The organism is Hanstruepera sp. CR43, assembly GCF_055227665.1.
Genome location: NZ_CP200078.1, coordinates 506580 through 527571, shown reverse-complemented (window position 1 = coordinate 527571; position 20992 = coordinate 506580). Strand labels below are relative to the sequence as shown.

General features: G+C 36.7%; 17 protein-coding genes, 1 tRNA gene and 2 pseudogenes. 9 read left to right on the top strand and 11 right to left on the bottom strand.

Annotated elements, in window-relative coordinates; all coding sequences use genetic code 11:
* Positions 1-24: 24 nt before the first annotated feature.
* Together ACKXGU_RS02245 and ACKXGU_RS02240 are read right to left on the bottom strand one after the other, a co-directional pair.
* The gene (locus ACKXGU_RS02245; protein ID WP_463466458.1) at positions 25-1716 is read right to left on the bottom strand and encodes a sodium:solute symporter family protein; all 1692 of its coding nucleotides are present in this window, start codon (positions 1714-1716) and stop codon (positions 25-27) included.
* Between the two features lie 106 nt (positions 1717-1822).
* Positions 1823-4357, bottom strand: a pseudogene (locus ACKXGU_RS02240) (PIG-L family deacetylase).
* A 267-nt stretch (positions 4358-4624) separates the two neighbouring features.
* Between ACKXGU_RS02240 and ACKXGU_RS02235 the strand changes: the two are divergent.
* Complete coding sequence (locus ACKXGU_RS02235) at positions 4625-5467, top strand: T9SS type A sorting domain-containing protein (protein WP_463466457.1); 843 nt, start codon at positions 4625-4627, stop codon at positions 5465-5467.
* Between the two features lie 359 nt (positions 5468-5826).
* Here the strand turns inward: ACKXGU_RS02235 and corA are convergent, their stop codons facing one another.
* From corA to ACKXGU_RS02200, 7 genes and pseudogenes are all read right to left on the bottom strand, one after another.
* Complete coding sequence (corA, locus tag ACKXGU_RS02230) at positions 5827-6894, bottom strand: magnesium/cobalt transporter CorA (protein ID WP_463466456.1); 1068 nt, start codon at positions 6892-6894, stop codon at positions 5827-5829.
* A 26-nt stretch (positions 6895-6920) separates the two neighbouring features.
* Entirely contained in the window at positions 6921-7451 is a 531-nt protein-coding gene (locus ACKXGU_RS02225; protein WP_463466455.1) for a mechanosensitive ion channel domain-containing protein, read from the bottom strand.
* A 72-nt stretch (positions 7452-7523) separates the two neighbouring features.
* Positions 7524-8111, bottom strand: coding sequence for a Maf-like protein (locus tag ACKXGU_RS02220; protein ID WP_463466454.1), 588 nt, complete (start codon positions 8109-8111; stop codon positions 7524-7526).
* A complete protein-coding gene (locus tag ACKXGU_RS02215; RefSeq protein WP_463466453.1) occupies positions 8111-8986 on the bottom strand; it encodes a geranylgeranylglycerol-phosphate geranylgeranyltransferase in 876 nt (291 codons plus the stop codon). The genes ACKXGU_RS02220 and ACKXGU_RS02215 overlap by 1 nt, the downstream gene beginning before the upstream one ends.
* 56 nt (positions 8987-9042) lie before the next feature.
* Positions 9043-9345 (bottom strand): hypothetical protein, encoded by a 303-nt coding sequence (locus ACKXGU_RS02210; RefSeq protein WP_463466452.1) that lies wholly within the window; start codon positions 9343-9345, stop codon positions 9043-9045.
* A 5-nt stretch (positions 9346-9350) separates the two neighbouring features.
* Positions 9351-9882 (bottom strand): annotated as a pseudogene (locus ACKXGU_RS02205) (KdsC family phosphatase).
* Positions 9883-9885: 3 nt separating this feature from the next.
* A complete protein-coding gene (locus ACKXGU_RS02200) occupies positions 9886-10722 on the bottom strand; it encodes a Rossmann-like and DUF2520 domain-containing protein (RefSeq protein WP_463466451.1) in 837 nt (278 codons plus the stop codon).
* Between the two features lie 19 nt (positions 10723-10741).
* On the opposite strand from ACKXGU_RS02200, the gene ACKXGU_RS02195 reads away from it, so the two are divergent.
* The 3 genes from ACKXGU_RS02195 to mscL all read left to right on the top strand — a co-directional run bounded on the left by ACKXGU_RS02195 (position 10742) and on the right by mscL (position 14889).
* On the top strand, positions 10742-11140 hold the full coding sequence (locus ACKXGU_RS02195; RefSeq protein WP_463466450.1) for a group III truncated hemoglobin: 399 nt from the start codon (positions 10742-10744) through the stop codon (positions 11138-11140).
* A gap of 96 nt (positions 11141-11236) precedes the next feature.
* Positions 11237-14428 carry a cytochrome c biogenesis protein gene (locus tag ACKXGU_RS02190; protein WP_463466449.1) on the top strand — a complete coding sequence of 1064 codons (3192 nt, stop codon included), beginning with the start codon at positions 11237-11239 and terminating at the stop codon, positions 14426-14428.
* An 8-nt stretch (positions 14429-14436) separates the two neighbouring features.
* Positions 14437-14889 (top strand): large conductance mechanosensitive channel protein MscL, encoded by a 453-nt coding sequence (gene mscL / locus ACKXGU_RS02185; protein ID WP_463466448.1) that lies wholly within the window; start codon positions 14437-14439, stop codon positions 14887-14889.
* Here mscL and ACKXGU_RS02180 read toward each other — a convergent pair.
* Entirely contained in the window at positions 14884-15255 is a 372-nt protein-coding gene (locus ACKXGU_RS02180; protein ID WP_103052342.1) for a hypothetical protein, read from the bottom strand. The genes mscL and ACKXGU_RS02180 overlap by 6 nt on opposite strands.
* Positions 15256-15486: 231 nt before the next feature.
* Between ACKXGU_RS02180 and ACKXGU_RS02175 the strand changes: the two genes are divergently transcribed.
* From ACKXGU_RS02175 to ACKXGU_RS02155, 5 genes are all read left to right on the top strand, one after another.
* A complete protein-coding gene (locus tag ACKXGU_RS02175) occupies positions 15487-16890 on the top strand; it encodes an MATE family efflux transporter (RefSeq protein ID WP_463466447.1) in 1404 nt (467 codons plus the stop codon).
* Positions 16891-16932: 42 nt separating this feature from the next.
* Positions 16933-18105, top strand: coding sequence for a trans-sulfuration enzyme family protein (locus tag ACKXGU_RS02170; protein ID WP_463466446.1), 1173 nt, complete (start codon positions 16933-16935; stop codon positions 18103-18105).
* Positions 18106-18113: 8 nt separating this feature from the next.
* Positions 18114-18836, top strand: a complete 723-nt coding sequence (gene bshB1, locus ACKXGU_RS02165; protein ID WP_463466445.1) for a bacillithiol biosynthesis deacetylase BshB1 — start codon at positions 18114-18116, stop codon at positions 18834-18836.
* A gap of 62 nt (positions 18837-18898) precedes the next feature.
* Positions 18899-18975 (top strand) — tRNA-His (locus ACKXGU_RS02160).
* 99 nt (positions 18976-19074) lie between these two features.
* A complete protein-coding gene (locus tag ACKXGU_RS02155; protein ID WP_463466444.1) occupies positions 19075-19326 on the top strand; it encodes a GIY-YIG nuclease family protein in 252 nt (83 codons plus the stop codon).
* A 67-nt stretch (positions 19327-19393) separates the two neighbouring features.
* Here ACKXGU_RS02155 and ACKXGU_RS02150 read toward each other — a convergent pair whose 3' ends face one another.
* Positions 19394-20950, bottom strand: a complete 1557-nt coding sequence (locus ACKXGU_RS02150; protein ID WP_463466443.1) for a M28 family peptidase — start codon at positions 20948-20950, stop codon at positions 19394-19396.
* Between the last annotated feature and the right edge of the window lie 42 nt (positions 20951-20992).

The window sequence follows — 20992 nt, the reverse complement described above, 5'->3', positions numbered from 1 at the left end:
TGATTAAAATGACCAATAAAGGGATTAAATGGTTTGTTTATCTAGAAGGCGAAGTAGATGCGCTATACCCATAACGATGGCACATCCCACAAAATTTAACCATAGAAAGGGTAAATTAATTATTTCATACTGGTTTAAAAAGAAAAGACCGATAACCAGTATTTGGGTAATAATGGCAGCGACAAATACAGCATTGCCTTTGATTTTTTTAAAGAAAAAGGCCAATAAAAATATACCAAGGACATTGCCATAAAATATGGAGCCAATGATGTTTACCAATTGAATAAGGTTTTCCGCCAGGTTGGCCACACATGCAACTAGAATGGCTAATATGCCCCAAGCCAATGTAAACCAGCGTGATATACTTACCATTTCTGTTTCTGTTTTTTCTCCTGTATTTCGTTTATACAGGTCGATGGTTGTGGTAGAGGCCAAGGCATTAAGTTCGCTGGAGGTGCTGGACATCGCTGCACTTAAGATAACTGCCAGAAGTAAACCAATCAATCCTCTTGGGAGGTTGTTTAATATAAAATGAATAAATACATAATCCTTGTCATTACTTTCAACCTTAACCTGTTTGACTTCACCTGCTTTATCAATTAAGGTTTGAGCACGTTTCCGAATGCTATCATTTTTCGAATTTGTTGCGGCTACCTGGGCTATAGTTTTGTCATTTTTATTTGAGATAAAATCTGCAATCAAAGATCGTTTTGTTTCATGAATAGCATCTTGTTCTTTTTGTAATTGTTCATATTCATCAGCATATTGGGTATTTAAAACCACTTCAGAAGCTACAGGATTAAAGTTAAGAGGCGCTTTGTTAAACTGATAGAATACGAATACCATGACACCAACCAGTAAAATAAAAAATTGCATAGGCACTTTAAACATGCCGTTAAACAACAAGCCGAGTTGCATTTCCTTAATCGATTTTCCTGAAAGATAACGTTGTACCTGACTTTGGTCCGTACCAAAGTAGGACAGCATTAAGAATGTTCCACCAATAATACCACTCCAAAAGGTGTATCGATTATTCAAATCGAAAGAAAAATCCAGAATATCCATTTTGCCACTGGCACCCGCAATGTCCAATGCATTACTGAATGTAATATTTTCAGGAAGTTTGTTCACTATCAATATGAAGGCTATAATCATACCAGTGAAAATCACGACCATTTGATGTTTTTGAGTAACGTTAACAGCTTTGGTACCTCCTGATACGGTATAGATAATCACCAAAACACCAATAATGATATTCAATAGCAATAAATTCCATCCTAATACAACGGATAAAATGATGGCTGGCGCAAAAATGGTAATGCCTGCAGCTAAACCACGTTGGATTAAAAACAAAATAGCTGTTAGGGTACGGGTTTTTAAATCGAATCGGTTTTCCAGAAATTCATAGGCTGTGTAAACCTTCAATTTATGATACAGTGGAATAAACACCATACAAATGACCACCATGGCAATAGGCAATCCAAAATAAAACTGGACAAAGCCCATGCCATCGTTAAACGCTTGACCAGGTGTTGACAAAAATGTAATAGCACTGGCTTGGGTTGCCATTACCGATAGACCAATGGTCCACCATTTTGAGGTGTTGCCACCCTTTAAATAATCTTGAACGTTTTTGCTGCCTCGTGTTTGATAGGTTCCATAGGCAACAATAGCCAAAAGGGTTAATGAAAGTATAATCCAATCTAAAGTTTCCATGCTAAAAGGCTTGCATTATTAAATAGAATACAATCCAATACACCACATTAGCCACAAGAACTAGGGTGTACATTTTTTTCCACTTATAGCTGGATTCATTCATCGGTTAGTTTTTAAGACTTTGATTGGGTTGAATAGTGTCTTTTCCAATAGAAAGCATATTGGCAAATAGGCGGTAAGCACCAGAAACACCAGCCGGAAATTCCCTGAAGAAACTCAATCCAGTATAGATGTAATAACCTTTGCCATATTGAGCTACCAACAAACTTCCTTTTTTTGGCGATTCACCTTTATCATGCATGGACAGGATAGGCGTAAACTCCTTGCTCCAATTACTTGGAAAATACAGTCCTCGTTCCTGTGTCCAGCCTTCAAAATCCTTTTGGGTAATCTTATTGGGATAATTTAGCAACGGATGATTTGGTTCTAAAAATTTGACTTCTGCAAATTCATCAGTTACACGATCACGTGATAACTCTAATTTGTAAGGCGCTAGGTTGTCAATCTTTAATCCGTGTCTGGTGTTGTATTGCACAATCATGTTGCCACCATTTTCAACAAAATCAAAAAGGACTTCTTGTTTTGAATTTTAAGTCTTCAACCGTATTGTAAGCACGAATACCAATAACTACGGCATCAAAACGGCTTAAATTTTCTGCTGTAATTTCAGAAGGATTCAAAGTTATTACTTGATAGCCTATCTGTTGCAAGCTTTCAGGAACCACATCACCGGCACCTGCTATATAAGCAATGTTTTCACCTGTTTTTTGAATATCCAATCTTACTATTTTACTTTCACTCGGCATCAAAACCGTTTGAAAAGGGATATGTTCATAATCCAATTCAATCAATTCATCAGAATACTTGTTTTCATCTATTGTAACTATTGGACTGATAAATCCTTCAGATTGATTTTTAGGAGGTATCACCTTGAAAACCACCGTTTGTTCTTCACCTTTATTTTTGATAGAAATTTCTTCATTTTTTGGATGCACATTCCAATTCTCTGGTACACATAGTTCAACAGAAGCTTGTAAGTTGTCATGACCAGCTCTAACGATAACTGGAATTTCTTTTTCTGCATCGGTATTGAAAATGATGACTTTTTCAGCAATTTTAACCGTTGCTTCCGGTATGACTTCAAATGGTTTGTAGACTTCGCCTTTTACGGGATCATTCGTTTTATAAATAACTGGACGCGTGAAAGGTATGGTAATGCCATTAATACCCACATTAAACACGACATTAAAATAGTCTGGTGTTTCTGGTTTGCCAATAAGGGATTCGTCGGTAACGTTGTACATACCTAAAGTTCCTTTTTTGTCAGCCAGTAGGGTGTGGTAATAATTTCTTTGTCTGATGATGAAGAAATATTAAATGTTTCATCCATTGATAGAAGATTGTTGTTGTTCAAAGAAATACCCTTGTTAACGTGAAGTCCGTTTGGATTGGTATAGGATACCAAGCTCATAGGAAGATCGGAGCGATTGATTACTTCTAACGACAAATTAATAGTTTCGTTTAAAGTAGCTTGATTGGTTTCAGCAACAGCTTCTAAATAAAGACCTGAACAAGCTGCTATGATTTGCTTGATTTCTTTGGTCTTGACGGTCTTCCAATGATCGTTGTCTAATCGTTGAATCATGGTGTAGGCCTCAACCAATTTAGGAACCGAAGCAGATGGGTTTTTGAAATCGAAATTAGCTTCAACATTCTTTAAGATATTGTCAATGGCTTCACCGCCTTTAACGCGGTTCCAGCTGGTATCTATGCCTTCAAACAGGTTTGTCTTATCAGACGGCATATCGCCTTTAATTAATTCAATATATTCCATTTGGGAACCACGGGTTCCTGTGTTGCCAAAGCCCTGTGATTTGTGCTGACTGCGGCTCAATGCCGCAATTTCAGTATTACTCAATCCAAAGGAAGGATAATAGGTTCCGATATCAAAACCGATTAAATTGGATTTGTCTGCTTTCTCAAAGCGTTCCTGGCTGCCATAAAACCACCATGAGGTGTTGAAAAACAAACGTTTTGGTTGCCAAGTACCAAATTCACTCACTGATTTGGGAAACTGTACTTGGTTTGCTGCAAGCTCAAATGCTTCTAAGCTCAACATGGCCGAACTGGTATGATGCCCATGCGTGCTACCTGGTGTTCTATGGTCAAAGCGGTTGATAATAATATCTGGTTGGAATTGTCTGATGGCCAAAACCACATCGCTTAAGACTTCATTTTTGTTCCAAATTTCAAGCGTTTCATCTGGATGTTTGGAGTACCCAAAGTCATTGGCACGTGTGAAACGTTGCTCGCCGCCATCAATTTGTCTAGCAGTTAATAATTCTTGCGTTCTGATAATGCCTAACAGTTCCCGTATTTCAGGGCCTATCAGGTTTTGACCACCATCACCACGCGTGAGCGATAGATACGCTGTTCTGGCTTTGACTTCATTCGCCATATAGGAGATGAGCCGTGTGTTTTCATCATCGGGATGTGCGGCTACATATAAAACAGATCCTAAAAAGTTTAACTTTTTAATGGACTCGTATATTTCTGAAGCATTAGGTTTTTGGGGTTGTTGTGCTAGTGCGCTTAAGGAAATTAAAAGGCAAATAAATGTGACATGTATTCTTTTTAGCATAATAATGTGGTTAGCTAGAGCCAAATATAATAAAGTAAAGTAGGGAAGGCTTGGGTTTTAAAGTTTCTTTAACGGTATTTGTTAGTCTGTGATATTGACAATGATTGCTATTTTACTGAATAGGTTGATTTTTTAGGAATTAAAATTAAACTAGATGCTGAAACAAGTTCAGCATGACAAAAGGGAATAAATAAAATTGTAAATTTAGAATATGAAAGGAAAAAACAAATGATGGGTAATCGTTATATACTATGCATTCTGTTATTGATGTTAAGCGTATTTGAAGCACAAGCGCAAATAATAGCGGAGGCAGACTGCCCAGACGCGTATACTATTTGTGATGCTAGCCAAAGCTATTACTTTGAAGTGAATGGACCTGGTGCGATAGATGATGCTAATGATGAATTAGATCTTTTTTGTCAAAGTCAAACGAGTGCAACCGCTTTTGAGTCCAGTTCTGCCTGGTTTACCTTTACCCCGAAATATACGGGTGAGTTTGGTTTTTATATTCTACCTGAAGTTGAAGAAGATTGGGAGTATATGCTTTTTGGGAACAATCCTGATTGTACGGATTTACATAATGTAAACTATCAAATAATTTGTAATTCTGAAAACCCAGGCAGTTCCATTGATGCCTATACTGGTATTGGTGAGCATCCCATACAAGGTGGTGGAGGTACTATTAGTGGGTTTTGGCCCTATATTACCGTGAATGCTGGGGAGCGGTATGTGTTGTTTATAACGACTTTTGTAGCTGATGGTGGTTTTAACCACCGTGCGACCTTGACGTTTCAAGGTGGGTTAATAGATACATACGGTGCTGATGCCTTTGAGCAGGTTGAGGCTTGTACGCTTGGAGTTAGAGAGTATGGTTTGGATGTGGTGCAGGTTTACCCCAACCCTGTTGGGGATGTGTTGCGGGTTATCGCTAAAAGCCCTATAACGTCTATTACTGTTTATGATTTATTGGGGCAACGGGTGTATGCTTCTGTGTCTGAAGCTGGTGCTTTGACTGATATTGTTGGTATGAGTGGGTTTGAGTCGGGGCTTTATTTGGTAAGGGTTTTTGTAGGGGAACGGGTTGAGACGTTTAAGGTTTTGAAGCGTTGAAAGGTTTCTGTTAATTTCTAACTCTCCGTCTAAAACAACTGATTGTTGTTTTAGCCACCTCTCTTTATCAAAAGAGAGGAGTTGTTTTTGTTTCTTCATTTTTTGCTGGTCAAAAAAACGAAGCAAAAAAGACCTTTACTGTCAGAGGTATTTTTAAAGCATTTTCATGCTTTAAAACCATAAACAAATCCCTAGATTTTTTCCAAGGCTTCAAAAATCTTTAACGGGATTTGTTTATTTATACTGCTGACAGCGAATTCTGGCGTTGCCAGAATATGGTTGTATTAGAGAGCCTCAGGCACCATCCTTTGAGAGTTTTTTAGATGCTGAATCAAGTTCAGCATGACAAAAGGATTATTTTAAAGCCACTTCTTTCTTTTAAAATAATACAGCATAGCTAAAAAGACTACAATCATAACAGCCCATAGGATGTAGTAACTATATTGATAATGGAGTTCTGGCATGTGGTCGAAATTCATACCGTAGATACCTGCAATGAATGTGAGCGGAATGAAGATGGTTGCCATAATGGTCAATACCTTCATGACTTCGTTCATTTTGTTGCTTATGGAGGTCATGTACATATCCATTAAACTGAATATCATTTCGCGATAAATATCAATGGTATCGGATAGTTGAATGATATGGTCATAAATATCACGATAGAACTGAATGGTTTTCTTTTTGATGAGCTTGTGGTCACTTTTTTCAACGCGGCTGATGATTTCTCTAAGCGGGAAAATGACTCTGCGGACTTTAAGTAATTCTTTTTTAAGATCCAATACCTGTTTGTTAAGGTTTTCCTTGATAACGCCTTCAAAAAGCATATCTTCCAGATCTTCTACTTTATTACCCATAGTTTCATTGACAATGTAGTAGTGGTCCACAACGGCATCTATGAGGGCATACAACAGATAATCGGAACCTAAATTGCGAATACGTCCTTTAGCTTGACGTAATCTGTCGCGAACGGTATCAAATACATCTCCTTCTGATTCTTGAAAAGTGAGTACATAATTATCGCCCAGAACCATGCTTACCTGCTCGGATACAATGTTCTCATCTTTATCATAATACAGCATTTTAAGAATGATGAAAATGTAATCCTCATATTCATCAATTTTGGGGCGTTGGGAGGTGTTTACAATATCCTCCAGAATAAGTGGATGTAAATCGTAGTGATTACCTATTTTTTCAATTTCGTCTATGTAATTTAGGCCATTGATATTAATCCATGTAGTGGATTCTGTGCTTTTGTAACTAAAAACATCTTCAATGTTCGTAAGTTCCTGTTCAGTGATTGTTGACTCCGTATAGTCAAAAGACTCGATAAATAACTTTTGTGCTGTTTTTTCACCGGTGTAAATAATGGCTCCCGGGACCTGCCCGATGTGTTTTTTGTATTTAGTAGTTCTCTTTTTTCCCATAGAACAGAAATTTACGACAAAATTTTCTAAATGGCGTCAGCGCCTTCATCAATGGCATCTTTTTCAACCAAAGTGACCGCCTTTTGAAGGATGAGGTTGTTAGGGTAGGTCACCAGGTCGCCATTATCCAATCTTAAGTGAAGATGGAATGCGCGAATGTCTTCAATGATAGCTTCAACTGGAAAATCTTTATCATGAATTTGAATTTTGTCACCTACTTTATAGGGAAACGAGAAAAACATGATCACTCCTGAAGTGATATTGCTCAAAATAGACCAAATAGCAAACAAGGCAATCCCCATGATGGCAAACACCGATGAAAATACCAGGGCTAAATCCTTAAACTCGGCACCGAATATAAAAGCTTCCAACAAAAGCCATATCGAGAAGATGGTGACTGTGGTATAACGACAAATTAATTGTATTCGCGCATCATTAATACCCGATTTTCTGCCGAGTTTTTTTATTAATGTATGTGCAATGGCACGAATAATAAATAGTAAAAAAAGGAGGGAAGCACTGACGATTAATTCTGATTGGTAGGTTTCTAAAAACATGAATATTGTTCTGGATTTTATTTGTAAAGATACTACAGAAACCTCTTAAAATATAAACTTATTAACTTCTAATTATGAAATTAATGATTGCAGTGTTTCGTAAACCAAATGGGTGGGAAGGCCAACGACATTGAAATAGGAGCCTTCGATTTTTGTGATGCCAATTTGCCCTATCCACTCTTGAATGCCATACGCGCCAGCTTTATCAAAAGGTTTACATGTTTCTATGTAATAATCTATTTCTGAATCGGTTAAGTTTTTAAAAGTCACTTTAGTAATCGCATTTACTGTCTTTTGAATTTGCTGGGTTGTAAAGCAAACGGATGTAATGACTTCGTGGGTTGAACCGCTTAATGATTTTATCATATTGAAAGCATGCTCGTAGGAGGTAGGCTTGCCCAAGGCCTCATGGTTGTGCCATACAATGGTATCACTGGTAATTAGGATATCATTTGGTTTTAATTCTTCTTTAAATGGTAATGCTTTTAACTGGGCTAAATAATCACTGATTTCAAAATGCTTCAATCTATTTGGGTATTCTTCTTTTAAAGGTTTTAAGCGCACTTCAAAATCGAGACCTAAATCTTTAAAAAATTGTTGTCTTCTGGGGGAACCAGAAGCTAGGATGATGTGATAGTCTTTCAGAATTTGTTGTAACATTAATCTAAAAGTACAAATTTATAGAGTAACAACGAGAGCATGCCAAAAAGCATAATAAGCTTTGATAGGTTGCTCAACTTTTTCAAGTCCTGTTTGGTTTCCGCAGTATATAATTTAATAATCAGATAGATTAATGGAGCCACAATAAAAATGAGAAAATAGAGGACTACCAGTGATTGTTTATAGAGGTAGGTGATCACATAATAAACCACCAAACATAGTGGGATAAGGGCTATGCCAAATGCGACTTTTGTTGCGCGCTCACGCCCAATGGCAATAGGCAAGGTATTCATGCCTGCTTTGTGGTCACCATCAATATCCTGAATATCCTTGATAAGTTCGCGAACCAGATTTAATAAAAAGGCAAATACTGCGTAATCAAAAATAATTTTGAAAAATGTTAACTGGGTTTCCTGATTTTGAGTGGTGATAGCGGGAAGTAATTCGAATAAGCCCACCAATATCAAACTCATGGCTACCAATGCGGAAATTACCAAATTACCAATAAGCATCATTTGCTTTAAGTAACTAGCATAGATATAGAGTAGTGCCGAGATGATGACAAAAATTGCAAAGAATCCACTCCTTCCAATCAGGTGTGATAGATAAAACCCAACTAAAACACCTATAACATTAAAAATGATGAATAGATTATAGGCCATTTTTTCGGAAATACTTTTTCCAACAATCACTTTATCTGGTTTATTGATTAAATCAGTTTCCACATCATAAATATCATTGATGATGTTTCCAGCTGCAGCAATACTTACTGTTGCCAATACCAATAGGGAAAATCCAAACCAATTGAGTGTAATATCAATTCCAAATGGAACCAATAAGGCATATTTAATGAGGTATTGCACGAGCGCAATCATTAAAAGGTTTTTCCAGCGGATGAGGTTTAGAATGTTCAAGTTATAAGTTGTTTGTATTAATTAGAAAGAAAATCAACCGTTAAATAAATTATTGGGATCATAATTACAACGGTTATTATTAATGCTAAATTATTTTTCCTTCTATGTTTGTTTCTGATTCGAGTTTTTATCTGATTTCTCTCTGAAGCTGTCAACTTGTGATGGTCGAAATTGATATTGAAAGCTTTGATAGCTTCATTATTTAGTTTGTCTTTTACCAAAGAAAATGGTTTGGTTGCTTTTCGATTAAAAACGTTTTGATCATTACCAAACCCAATGTAACCGAAACCTGTTTTATGTCTTCTCTGTGTCCTGCTCACTAATATTAATCATATTTGGCGTCAAAGCTATCCAGCCATTTGTTCCTGGACTTTGAGGACTTGTTCAATAACATCGCGTGCGGCGCCTTTACCACCATTTTTATGTGACACATATTTTGAAATAGCCTTAATTTCTGGAACAGCATCTTGTGGACAGGTTGGCAAACCAACCAATTTCATAACGGGTAAATCGGGAATATCGTCTCCCATGTATAACACATTTTTTAAATCGATGCCATTGGAAGCTGCATAAGTGTTTAATTGTTCAATTTTGTTGTGAGCACCTAAAAATACATCGGTAACACCCAAACCGTTCAACCGAACCCGAACACCTTCGTTAGAACCTCCAGATATGACACAAATGTTATAGCCTTTATCAACTGCCGTTTTTAAGGCATAACCATCTTTAATATTCATGGTTCGTAACATGTCTCCTGATGTGGTAACCATGACTGTACCATCAGTCAGAACACCGTCTATATCAAATATAAAGGTCGTGATGTGTTTTAGGTATTCTTTGTAGCTTTTATCTTCCATGCTTTATTTGCTTTTTTCTCTTCTAATTCTTGGTGGAGATGAAACACCGTGTGTTTTTTTTATGGATTCAGTCAGGAGTTCATAAATAGCTTTATGGTTTTCCTTTTCAAGAAGTTTCAGGTGCTTCTTGATTGTTTTTTTATCGTTACGTTTCGCTGGCCCAGTTTGTGCGATATAGGGTGATACTTCTTGAATTTTTTTAGCAGTCTCCGAAATAAGGGGCTTTAAAATTTCAAAATTGATGTTTTTGGCATCACTGATTTCATGGGCTATTCGGTATAGCTGGTTCGTAAAATTATTCACAAATACGGCAGCTACATGAAGCGTTTGGCGTTGTTCGGTGCTTATTTTATACCATGGACTTCCAATGGCTTCTGCTAAATGGGTTAAAATATTTAAATCGTTTTTATCTAGTGCTTCCAAACAAATCGGAACATTATTAAAATCAATAGGTACCTCTTTGGAAAATGTTTGAAGCGGATAGAACACACCGCGTCTATTTTTTTTATCCAAATCATGAATATTCACACTACCTGATGTATGTGCTACTAGTCTATTTTGTAAAGGAAGCATAGTTGATAATGCTGAAATGGCATCGTCGCTAACGGCAATTATGTATATATCAGCTTCTGATAATTTTGATATATCATCAATAATAGTCACATCGTTCTTATATGCTGATATTTTTTTTAAATCCCTATTATACCATTGAACGATATGGACGTTCTGGGCACTTTTGAAGGCCTTATAAAGATGTGTAGCGACATTGCCAGCTCCTAACAGACAAACTTTAATCATGATGCTAAAATAAGTAAGTATGGCATGATATAAAAGTAACATACAGTATCTTTGTAATGATATGGTAAAAAAAGATATCCAAACCCGTAATGATGTTCATTTATTGGTGTCTTCATTTTATGATAAAGTGAAGCAAGATGATTTATTAGGGGCATTTTTTCTGCCCATTATATCGGATTGGGATGCGCACATAGACCGATTAACCACGTTTTGGGAGAGCAGCCTGTTTATGACCAGAAAGTTGCCTAAAAAGTACCTAGGAAATCCCTTGGAAGCCCATGTGAAAGTTGATAAGGATCACAATCACCAAATCACGGAACTTCATTTTGGAATATGGCTTAATTTGTGGTATCAAACAATTGATGAACTGTTTGAAGGTGAGATAGCTGATAATGCCAAACGTAGGGCCAGAAAAATGGGTACTTTTCTATACTTAAAGATATTTGAGGCCAGGCAATAATTAGCTGAATTTTAACAAACATTTCGAGTAGCTCAATGACCTCTAACTAAACAAAAAGCCTTAAATTTGCACGACCCAATTTTAGAGTCTCATACTATGCTTAATAAACTCTCCAAAATTCTTTTTTCCACTCGTTTAACGTCCATTTTATTTATTGCTTTTGCTGCTGCTATGGCCATTGGTACTTTTATGGATGCTGGGCAGGAAACATCGCCAACGCCTTACACACGTAACCTGATTTATAATACTTGGTGGTTTGAGGGTATTATGTTGCTTTTTGTAATCAATTTTTTGGGAAACATCAAAAAGTATCGCCTGTGGCGCAAGGAGCAGTGGGCCACGCTTATTTTACATCTATCTTTTATTTTAATCATTTTAGGCGCTGGAATTACGCGTTATATTGGATTTGAAGGCATGATGGCGATTCGTGAAGGTGAAACTGAAAACACCTTTTTATCGCAAAAAACTTACATAACTGCCTATATTGATGGTGACTACATGATTGATGGATTACCACAACGTAAAATAGTTGAAGAGGAAGTGGATTTTTCACCACGTTTGGAGAATAGCCTGACCATTACTGAATCATACAACGGCCAGCCTGTTATTTTTGAATTGGAAAAGTTTATTGCCAGTGCAGAAAAAGATATTGTACCAAATGATGAAGGTGAGGAATATTTAAAGCTTGTTGAAGCGGGAGGAGGTGCTCCGCATAATCATTTTCTGAAAGTTGGTGAAGTACAAAGTTTACATAATGTATTGTTTTCACTGAATAAAAAAGTGGAAGGTGCTGTTAACTTAACGTATCAGGATGGATCTTTAACCATTCAATCGCCGTTTGAAGGGGAATACATGACTATGGCAACAGGTCAGACCGGTAAATTGGTTAAAGATAGTATCCAGCCATTAATGTTGCGCTCGCGATACATTATTGGGAACATGCAACTGGTTTTTCCGAAACCAGTAATCAAAGGAACCTTTGACATTGTTAAAAAATCGCAGTTGTTAAAAGGGGATGAAGATGGGGTTGTTTTAAAGGTGACTTCAAATGGGGAGACCAAACGTGTCAGGCTTTTGGGAGGACAAGGCTACAGCAAGCCTTTTGAAGTCGTTACTGTTGGTGGCTTGGATATTGCCGTGAAGTATGGTTCGAAAATATTGGAATTACCTTTTAGTGTTAAGCTAAACGACTTTATAGCCGATAAATATCCAGGAACCGATAAGAGTTATTCGGCGTTTGCCAGTGAGGTGACTGTTTTAGATAATGAACAAGGCGACTTCAATTATCGCATTTTCATGAATAATATCTTGGATCATAGAGGGTATCGATTTTTTCAGTCAGGTTTTGATCCAGATGAAAAAGGAACCAAGCTTTCTGTAAATCATGATATGTTGGGGACCTGGACAACCTACATTGGATATTTTCTCTTGTATTTAGGATTGATGGCTATTCTTTTTGATAAGAATTCCCGATTTGCCGACTTAAAACGATTACTTGAAAAAGTAAAAGGTAAAAAAGCCAAGACATTGATGGTCTTGTTTATGGCATTTGCACTTCAAGGATTTGCTCAACAGCATTCTGCTAACGATGGTCATGATCACAGTAAACCTTCCAAAGAACAAATAGATTCTATCTTAAAGGCTAACATCACACCAAAAGACCATGCTGATAAATTTGGACATTTGGTTATTCAAGATGTTGGGGGTCGTATGATGCCAGTCAACACATTTGCGTCGGAAATGTTGCGTAAATTGAGTAAACACGATACTTATGAAGACTTTGATGCAAACCAAGTGTTTTTGTCCATACAAGAAAGTCCGCTGTTGTGGTACAATGTGCCTATTATCTATTTAAAGCCTAAAAAGGGAGACTCTATTAGGAGTCTGATAGGCGTTGAAAAAGATCAGAAGTATGTAGCCTTGGTCGATTTCTTTACACCTGAAGGGAATTACAAACTGGCGCCTTATCTGGAAGAAGCCTACAAAGCACAAATACCTAATGGATTCCAGAAAGAATTTAAGGAAACTGACCAGCGTGTTAACTTATTGTACAATACCATTGACGGCTATGCTTTGCGTATTTTTCCAATCCCTGATGATGAAAACAATAAATGGATATCTTCTATTGAATTTCGTCGCGATGGCTATCGGGAGCAAATAAAAGACACCTTGTATGGTAACTTTATAAACAACGGATTCAGTGCCTATTTAATGACTCTCAATATGGCTAAAAAGTCTGGAGACTATAGCCAGGTTAATGAAATATTGGAGTCCTTCACTAAAACCCAAAACAAATATGGCAGTGAGGTGATGCTTTCGGAAAAGAAGGTAAAAACTGAAATCGCCTATAACAAATATGATATTTTCAAGAAGTTGTTCAGCTGGTATTTGTACGCGGGCTCACTTATGTTTGTGTTTTTAATCATTCAAATATTCAACCATAGAAGTAAGTCATTAAACCTAGTCGTTACTGTATTTAAATGGCTGATTGTAGGCTTGTTTTTACTGCATACGGTTGGTTTAATTGTTCGCTGGTATATTTCTGGACATGCTCCATGGAGTGATGCCTACGAGTCTATGATTTATGTTGCCTGGGCCACAATGTTTTTTGGATTGGCTTTTGGGCGTAAAAGTGATTTGACTATAGCTTCCACGGCATTTGTGACTTCCATGATATTGATGGTTGCCCACTGGAACTGGATGGATCCAGCTATTGCCAACTTACAACCTGTACTGGATAGTTATTGGCTCATGATTCATGTCGCGGTTATTGTGGCTAGTTATGGACCGTTTACCTTGGGCATGATACTGGGAGTAGTTGTTTTGTTGCTTATGATTTTCTCTAATAAAAATAATTACCAAAGGTTACGGCTTAATATCCAGGAGCTGACCATTATTAATGAAATGGCCTTAACAGTCGGTTTGGTGATGCTTACTATTGGAAACTTTTTAGGCGGTATGTGGGCTAATGAAAGTTGGGGTCGTTATTGGGGTTGGGACCCAAAAGAGACTTGGGCTTTAATCAGTATCATGATTTATGCCTTTGTTATCCATATGCGCCTGGTGCCAGGTTTACGCGGTCGTTTTGGATTTAATCTGGCTTCCATAGTTGCGTTTTCTAGCATAATGATGACTTATTTTGGTGTTAACTTTTACTTAGCAGGATTACATAGTTATGCCAGTGGAGACCAAATAGTCAGCGTGAAATTTATTGCTATTGCGTTTGGAATTGTTGCCATACTGGGTATTTTGGCATATCGCAAGTATGCTAAATTCTACAAAAAATAATTTTTCACATGAAAATTTTCAAAGAGTTTAAAGAATTTGCTGTAAAAGGCAATATGATGGATATGGCCATCGGAATTATTATTGGAGCTTCATTTAATAAGGTCATAGATGTATTGGTCAAGAAGGTTTTTTTACCACCATTATCATTGATGACTGATGGTGTCAATTTTCAAGACCGACGCATTATTCTTAAAGATGCCGTTTTAAATGATGCGGGTTCTATCATTACCGATGAGGTAGCGATAGGCTATGGTGCTTTTGGTGAAGCATTACTTGATTTTTTGATCATAGGCTTTACCGTATTCATGGTCGTCAAGTTTATGAATCGGTTACGCACAAAATCACATGATACCAAAGATGATACGGTTGCGACACCAAAGGATATAGAATTACTGTCCAAACTCTCCGATTTAATGGAAGAGCAGAATCAATTATTAAAATCTCAATCTAAAAAATTATAATTTAATCGGTTTCTTATCCAGATTTAAATCATCTAACATGTCTTGGGTAAATTTGTAGTGTCCACGACGTGTAATGATTCTGAATTTATGATCTTTCATTCTGGTAAGTACATCCAAAAAACGCCATTTTGATTTTAAGAGGATGGGTTGTTCGGATTTCAGGCTAATTTCAAAGTAATGTTTTCTACCTGCTTTTTCGGCAACAATATCAGGTGTTATGGTAACATCGCTCCCTTTTTTGAAATAGGATTTTGGTGTTTCATAACCTTCTAAATCGGCCTTAATGTTGTCGTAACCTAAATTTTCTAAATAGCTTAAAGATTCTTTTAAAAAAACTGTATTTTCTTGTTTGTCTGCTGTAGTCATAACCTCAAAATTAAGAAAAAATCAGCAGATAATCAAATCCTTGATTTTAACCTATTGGTTTTCAAAATATTAAATCATCAAAACATTCTTTGAATTTTGGCATTAAATTATCATATTTGCCTTGCCTATGATTGTTTAATATAACCTTTCGGATACTGTCGTCAACAAAACGACTATTACTTTCAAGTCAATCTTGTGACTTGGATATTATTTATATTAAACAATTTCAAAATGCAACAAAAAATTTCTTTAAAACAATTTTTCAAATACTTTAAAATTGCTGTTTCAGGTAAGGAACAGGAATTTACTTCTGGTAGTATCCGTAGAGCGGTATTTATGCTATCTATTCCCATGATTCTGGAAATGCTCATGGAATCCATTTTTGCTTTAGTGGACATTATGTACGTATCTCAAGTAAGCGTGAATGCGGTAGCTACCATTGGGTTAACAGAATCCGTGATTACACTTGTTTATGCCATTGCCATCGGATTGAGTATGGCAGCGACAGCTGTGGTCGCCAGACGCGTTGGAGAAAAGGACATAAAAGGTGCCTCAAAAGCAGCTGTGCAGGTTATAATTTTAGGTACGATAGTGGCTTCATTCGTTAGTGTAGCAGGGATTATTTATCCAAAAGAATTGTTATCTCTCATGGGTGCCGAACCCGATTTAATAGCCGAGGGCTATGGTTATACGCAAGTTTTAATAGGCGGTAACATAACTATTATGCTACTCTTTTTGATCAACGCTATTTTTAGAGGGGCTGGAAATGCTTCTGTCGCTATGTGGACCTTGGTGCTCTCCAACGGTTTGAATATTATTTTGGATCCTATTTTTATTTTTGGGTTTGGATCCATTCCTGCTTATGGGGTTGAAGGCGCTGCCATTGCAACAACTATTGGAAGGGGAACGGCTGTTATTTTTCAGTTGGGCATTTTATTTTATGGCTACAGCAAAATTAAAATTAGAATCAAGGACTTGGTACTACAATTTGAGGTCATGTTAAACCTTATAAAAGTGTCACTGGGCGGTATCGGGCAATTTTTAATAGGTACGTCCAGTTGGGTGTTCTTAATGCGAATAATGAGTGAATTTGGTAGTGAAGTTTTGGCAGGTTATACTATTGCTATTCGTGTCATGATGTTTACATTGATGCCTGCCTGGGGCATGAGCAATGCAGCAGCAACTTTAGTTGGTCAGAATCTGGGAGCCCAAAAGCCGGACCGAGCTGAACAATCCGTTTGGAAGACAGGAAAGTATAATGCCTGGTTTATGGGATTGGTTTCCATTGGTTATTTGATTTTCGCACCACAAATAATTAGCATGTTCAATACGACTCCAGATGTTGTTGAATATGGCAGTTTGTGTTTACGTGTTATGGCGGCTGGGTATATTTTTTACGGTTATGGTATGGTTATTATCAATGCTTTCAATGGAGCTGGTGATACCAAAACACCGACCTATATAAACTTTGTCTGCTTTTGGTTATTTCAATTGCCGTTTGCCTATTTGATGGCCGTTTATTTGGATTTTGGACCTATGGGTGTTTTTTTGGCCATCACCATAGCAGAAGTTCTTATAGCTGTAGTAGGTATGATTTGGTTTAAAAAAGGTGCTTGGAAGATGGTTAAAGTCTAGAACATAATTTGTAATTTAGTTGGACTTTAATAATCGAGATATATGGCAAAAAATAAGTTGGGATTAAATACGATCTGTATTCATACTGGTGAGGTTAAGGATGAACAGTTTAAAGGTGCTATTTCTCCCATATATTTGTCCACATCTTATGCCTTTGAAGATGTTGATGTTATTCGTTATCCACGAAGTTTTAATACACCAAATCAGGAAAATTTAGCCAAGAAAATGGCCGCTTTGGAACACACTGAATCGGCTCTGATTTTTGGTTCGGGAATGGCAGCTTTGAGCGCCATGTTCTTAACGATATTAAAAGCCGGTGATCATTTGGTTGTCCAAAACACTCTTTATGGTGGCGCCAGTCATTTTATACGTGAAGAATTTCCCAAGTATGGTATCGAGTTCACATTTACCAATGGGTATCAGGTGTCTGATTTTGAGGATGCCATACAATCCAATACGAAACTGATTCACATAGAAACACCTTCTAATCCATTATTGACCATAACTGATATAAAAGGTGTTGCTGAATTGGCCAGATCCAAAAATATATTGTCAAGTATCGACAATACATTTGCAAGCCCTATCAATCAAAATCCAATTGATATGGGTATTGATATTGTCATGCATTCGGCGACGAAATACTTGGGAGGTCACAGTGATATATTGGCAGGAGTCTTAATGGCGTCCGAACCCTTAATTCAGGAGATATGGCATGTTGCTAAAAACTTTGGTGGTAATTTAAGTGATTTTACTGTCTGGATGTTAGAGCGCAGCATGAAAACCTTGGCTTTAAGAGTTAAAGCACAAAATAGAAATGCCAAAAAACTAGCGCGCTATTTAGAACAGCATCCTGACATTAAACGGGTGAACTATCCAGGGTTAAAATCACATCCAGATTATTCTTTGGCTAAAAGCCAAATGAAAGGGTTTGGTGGTATGATGTCATTTGAATTAGCTGACGGATTAAACGCCAGTGCCTTCATGAAACAATTAAAACTAATTAAGCCATCCGTAAGTTTGGCTGGTGTTGAGAGCACCATATTATCACCACATCTTACTTCACATGCTTTACTATCTCAAGAAGAGCGTGATAATTTGGGTATTAGTGATCAATTAATGAGATTTTCGGTTGGCATTGAGTCGAAACGTGATTTAATTGCAGACATAGAGCAAGCTCTACAGAAAACAAAAGAAGAATCACAAATATATTTATAAAGAGTATCATGAAATTAGACATATTGGCATTTGGAGCGCATCCGGACGATGTTGAGTTGGGTTGTGGAGCTACCATAGCAAAAGAAGTAGCTAGCGGTAAAAAAGTAGGCATTATTGATTTAACCCGTGGCGAATTAGGAACCCGAGGTACTGCAGAAACACGAGATGCTGAATCTGAGCAGGCTGCTAAAATTTTAGGAGTGACTGTTAGGGATAATATGGAGTTTGCAGATGGTTTTTTTGTCAATGATAAATGGCATCAAATGGAGCTCATTAAAATGATTAGAAAGTATAAGCCAGATGTTGTGCTTTGTAATGCCATAGAGGATAGACATATTGACCATGGAAAGGGAAGTAAACTGGTTAGTGATGCATGTTTTTTATCTGGTTTGCTGAAAATTGATACAAAATGTGATGATTATGACGGTTTTCAAGAGCCATGGCGGCCAAATGCTGTTTATCATTATATTCAATGGAAGAATTTAGAACCTGATATCGTTGTTGATGTTTCAGGATTTATACAAAAAAAGGTAGATGCTGTTTTGGCTTATAAAACACAATTTTATGATGCTAGTAGTAAAGAACCCGAAACACCTATTTCAAGCAAGAATTTTACGGAAAGTATTGAATATAGAGCCAGAGATATGGGACGTTTGATCAATGCAGAACACGGAGAGGGTTACACAGTGGAACGTTATCCAGCCGTCAATAGCTTGTTTGATTTGAAATAATATTTTAAAAACACTTTGTAAAAAAAAGGAAATAAATTACATTTGCAGTCCAATTTAAAATGGTGGTTGTAGCTCAGTTGGTTAGAGCGCCTGATTGTGGTTCAGGAGGTCGTCGGTTCGAGACCGATCTTCCACCCCAAGACGACACAACGTGTGTCTTGGTACAGACAGTATCGTCTGTACCAAAAAAATCATAAAGCTTCTCATTCCGAGAAGCTTTTTTTGTATTTTAAAATTTATGGAATACATAGTCTATATTATTTATTCAAGAAAGTTAGACCGTTATTATAAGGGTTTCACTAAAGATTTGAAAAGCCGATTAGAAAGACATAATAAAGGAAATTCAATTTATACTTCTTCAGGAATACCTTGGGAATTAACACTTTTTGTTAAGAAAGAATCTCGAAAAGAAGCTCAAGCATTAGAAAGAAAACTTAAAAACTTAAATAGAGAGAGGCTTGAGGCCTTTATTCAAAAATACAGTGTTTAGGATAATTAAAACAAAAGAAGCCTTTCAGATATCTGAAAGGCTTCTTTTGTTTATGGAGATAGTTATATTATTCCGTTGCTTTATCTACAACAATTCTATTGTCTCTATTGGCTAATTCCCAAGCTGTATAAAAAATTAAACGGGATCTATTTTCCAATAAATCATATCTTATTTTATCAGGTGTGTCACTTGGCTTATGATAATCGGCATGGGTACCATTAAAATAAAAAATAACAGGTATATTATTTTTAGCAAAGTTATAATGATCTGAACGGTAGTAAAAACGATTCGGGTCATTATCATCATTATAGGTATAATCAAAATTCATATTGATATACTTTTTATTGATGTCTTCAGAAATATTGTGCAACTCGGTACTTAATTTATCACTACCAATTAAATATAAATAATTGTCGTCTCCAGCTTCCTCATGCTTGGGATCAACGCGACCAATCATATCAATGTTTAAATCAGCAACTGTGTTTTCTAAAGGAATGATGGGCTCCATATCAGTATAGTATCTAGAACCCAAAAGGCCTTTTTCTTCTCCTGTTACATGTAGAAATAATATAGATCGTTTTGGGCCATGTCCATTTTTAGCGGCTGTTTTAAAAGCTTCTGCAATTTCCAAAATAGAGATTGTTCCTGATCCGTCGTCATCCGCGCCATTATAAATCTCACCGTCTTTAACACCCTCATGATCTAAATGCGCCGATATGACAATCACTTCATTTGGTTTTTCAGTTCCTTTCAGAAAAGCGGCAACATTTTCAGAATAAAATTCATTAGATGCATTTAAATATTGAAGATTAAATGGTTTATTAATGGTAGTTGTACTATTGTTAGTATCAATATCTTCCAAAATAGCTGTAGCCAATTCGGTGTTAATTAAAAAATAGTACATATCATCAGCTTTGCCTTTTAAAGACATACGACCACTAGATCTTCCAAAACGATTTGAAAACATCGAATATATTTCAGGATAGTAAAACAATACAGCCGCAGCACCATTATCTTTCGCTACATCTCGTTTCGAAGCGTACTCTTGTCTGAAATTGGACCATTTTGACGATTCTGTCGTACCACTAACGAGGTAATTACCATCAGCGGATTTAGGTTCACCTGACTTAATTAAAACCACTTTTCCCTTGACGTTTAAATCTTTATAATCAGAATAGTTATTATCTTGAATACCATATCCTGCATAAATGATTTCATTGGTAGAAATACCACCATTTTTAGAAGTCGAAACCGAAACAAAATCGTCAATGGCTTTGAATTGTTTGTTATCAACTGTCAAATCCACTTTTGGAACTTCCATTATTTCCAATGGTACACTTTGAAAATAATCACCATTGGCTTTAGCCGCAGGAATTCCCATGTCAATGTAGTGTTGCTTTAAGTAGTTAACGGCTTTCTTTTGACCTGGTTGACCAGTTTCACGGCCTTCAAATTCATCAGAAGCATAGGTGTAAAGCATTTCTTTTAACTCTTCCGAAGTGATGCTATTGGCATAATCAGTAGGATTGGTAGGGACTTTACTTTGAGTTGCTGATTTTTCTTGGGTTGAACCACAGCTAAATATCAATAAGGAAGTGGCTAAAATAAATAGGGATTTTTTCATTTGTAATATGAGTTGAAATAATTGTATGCGATATTACAAAAA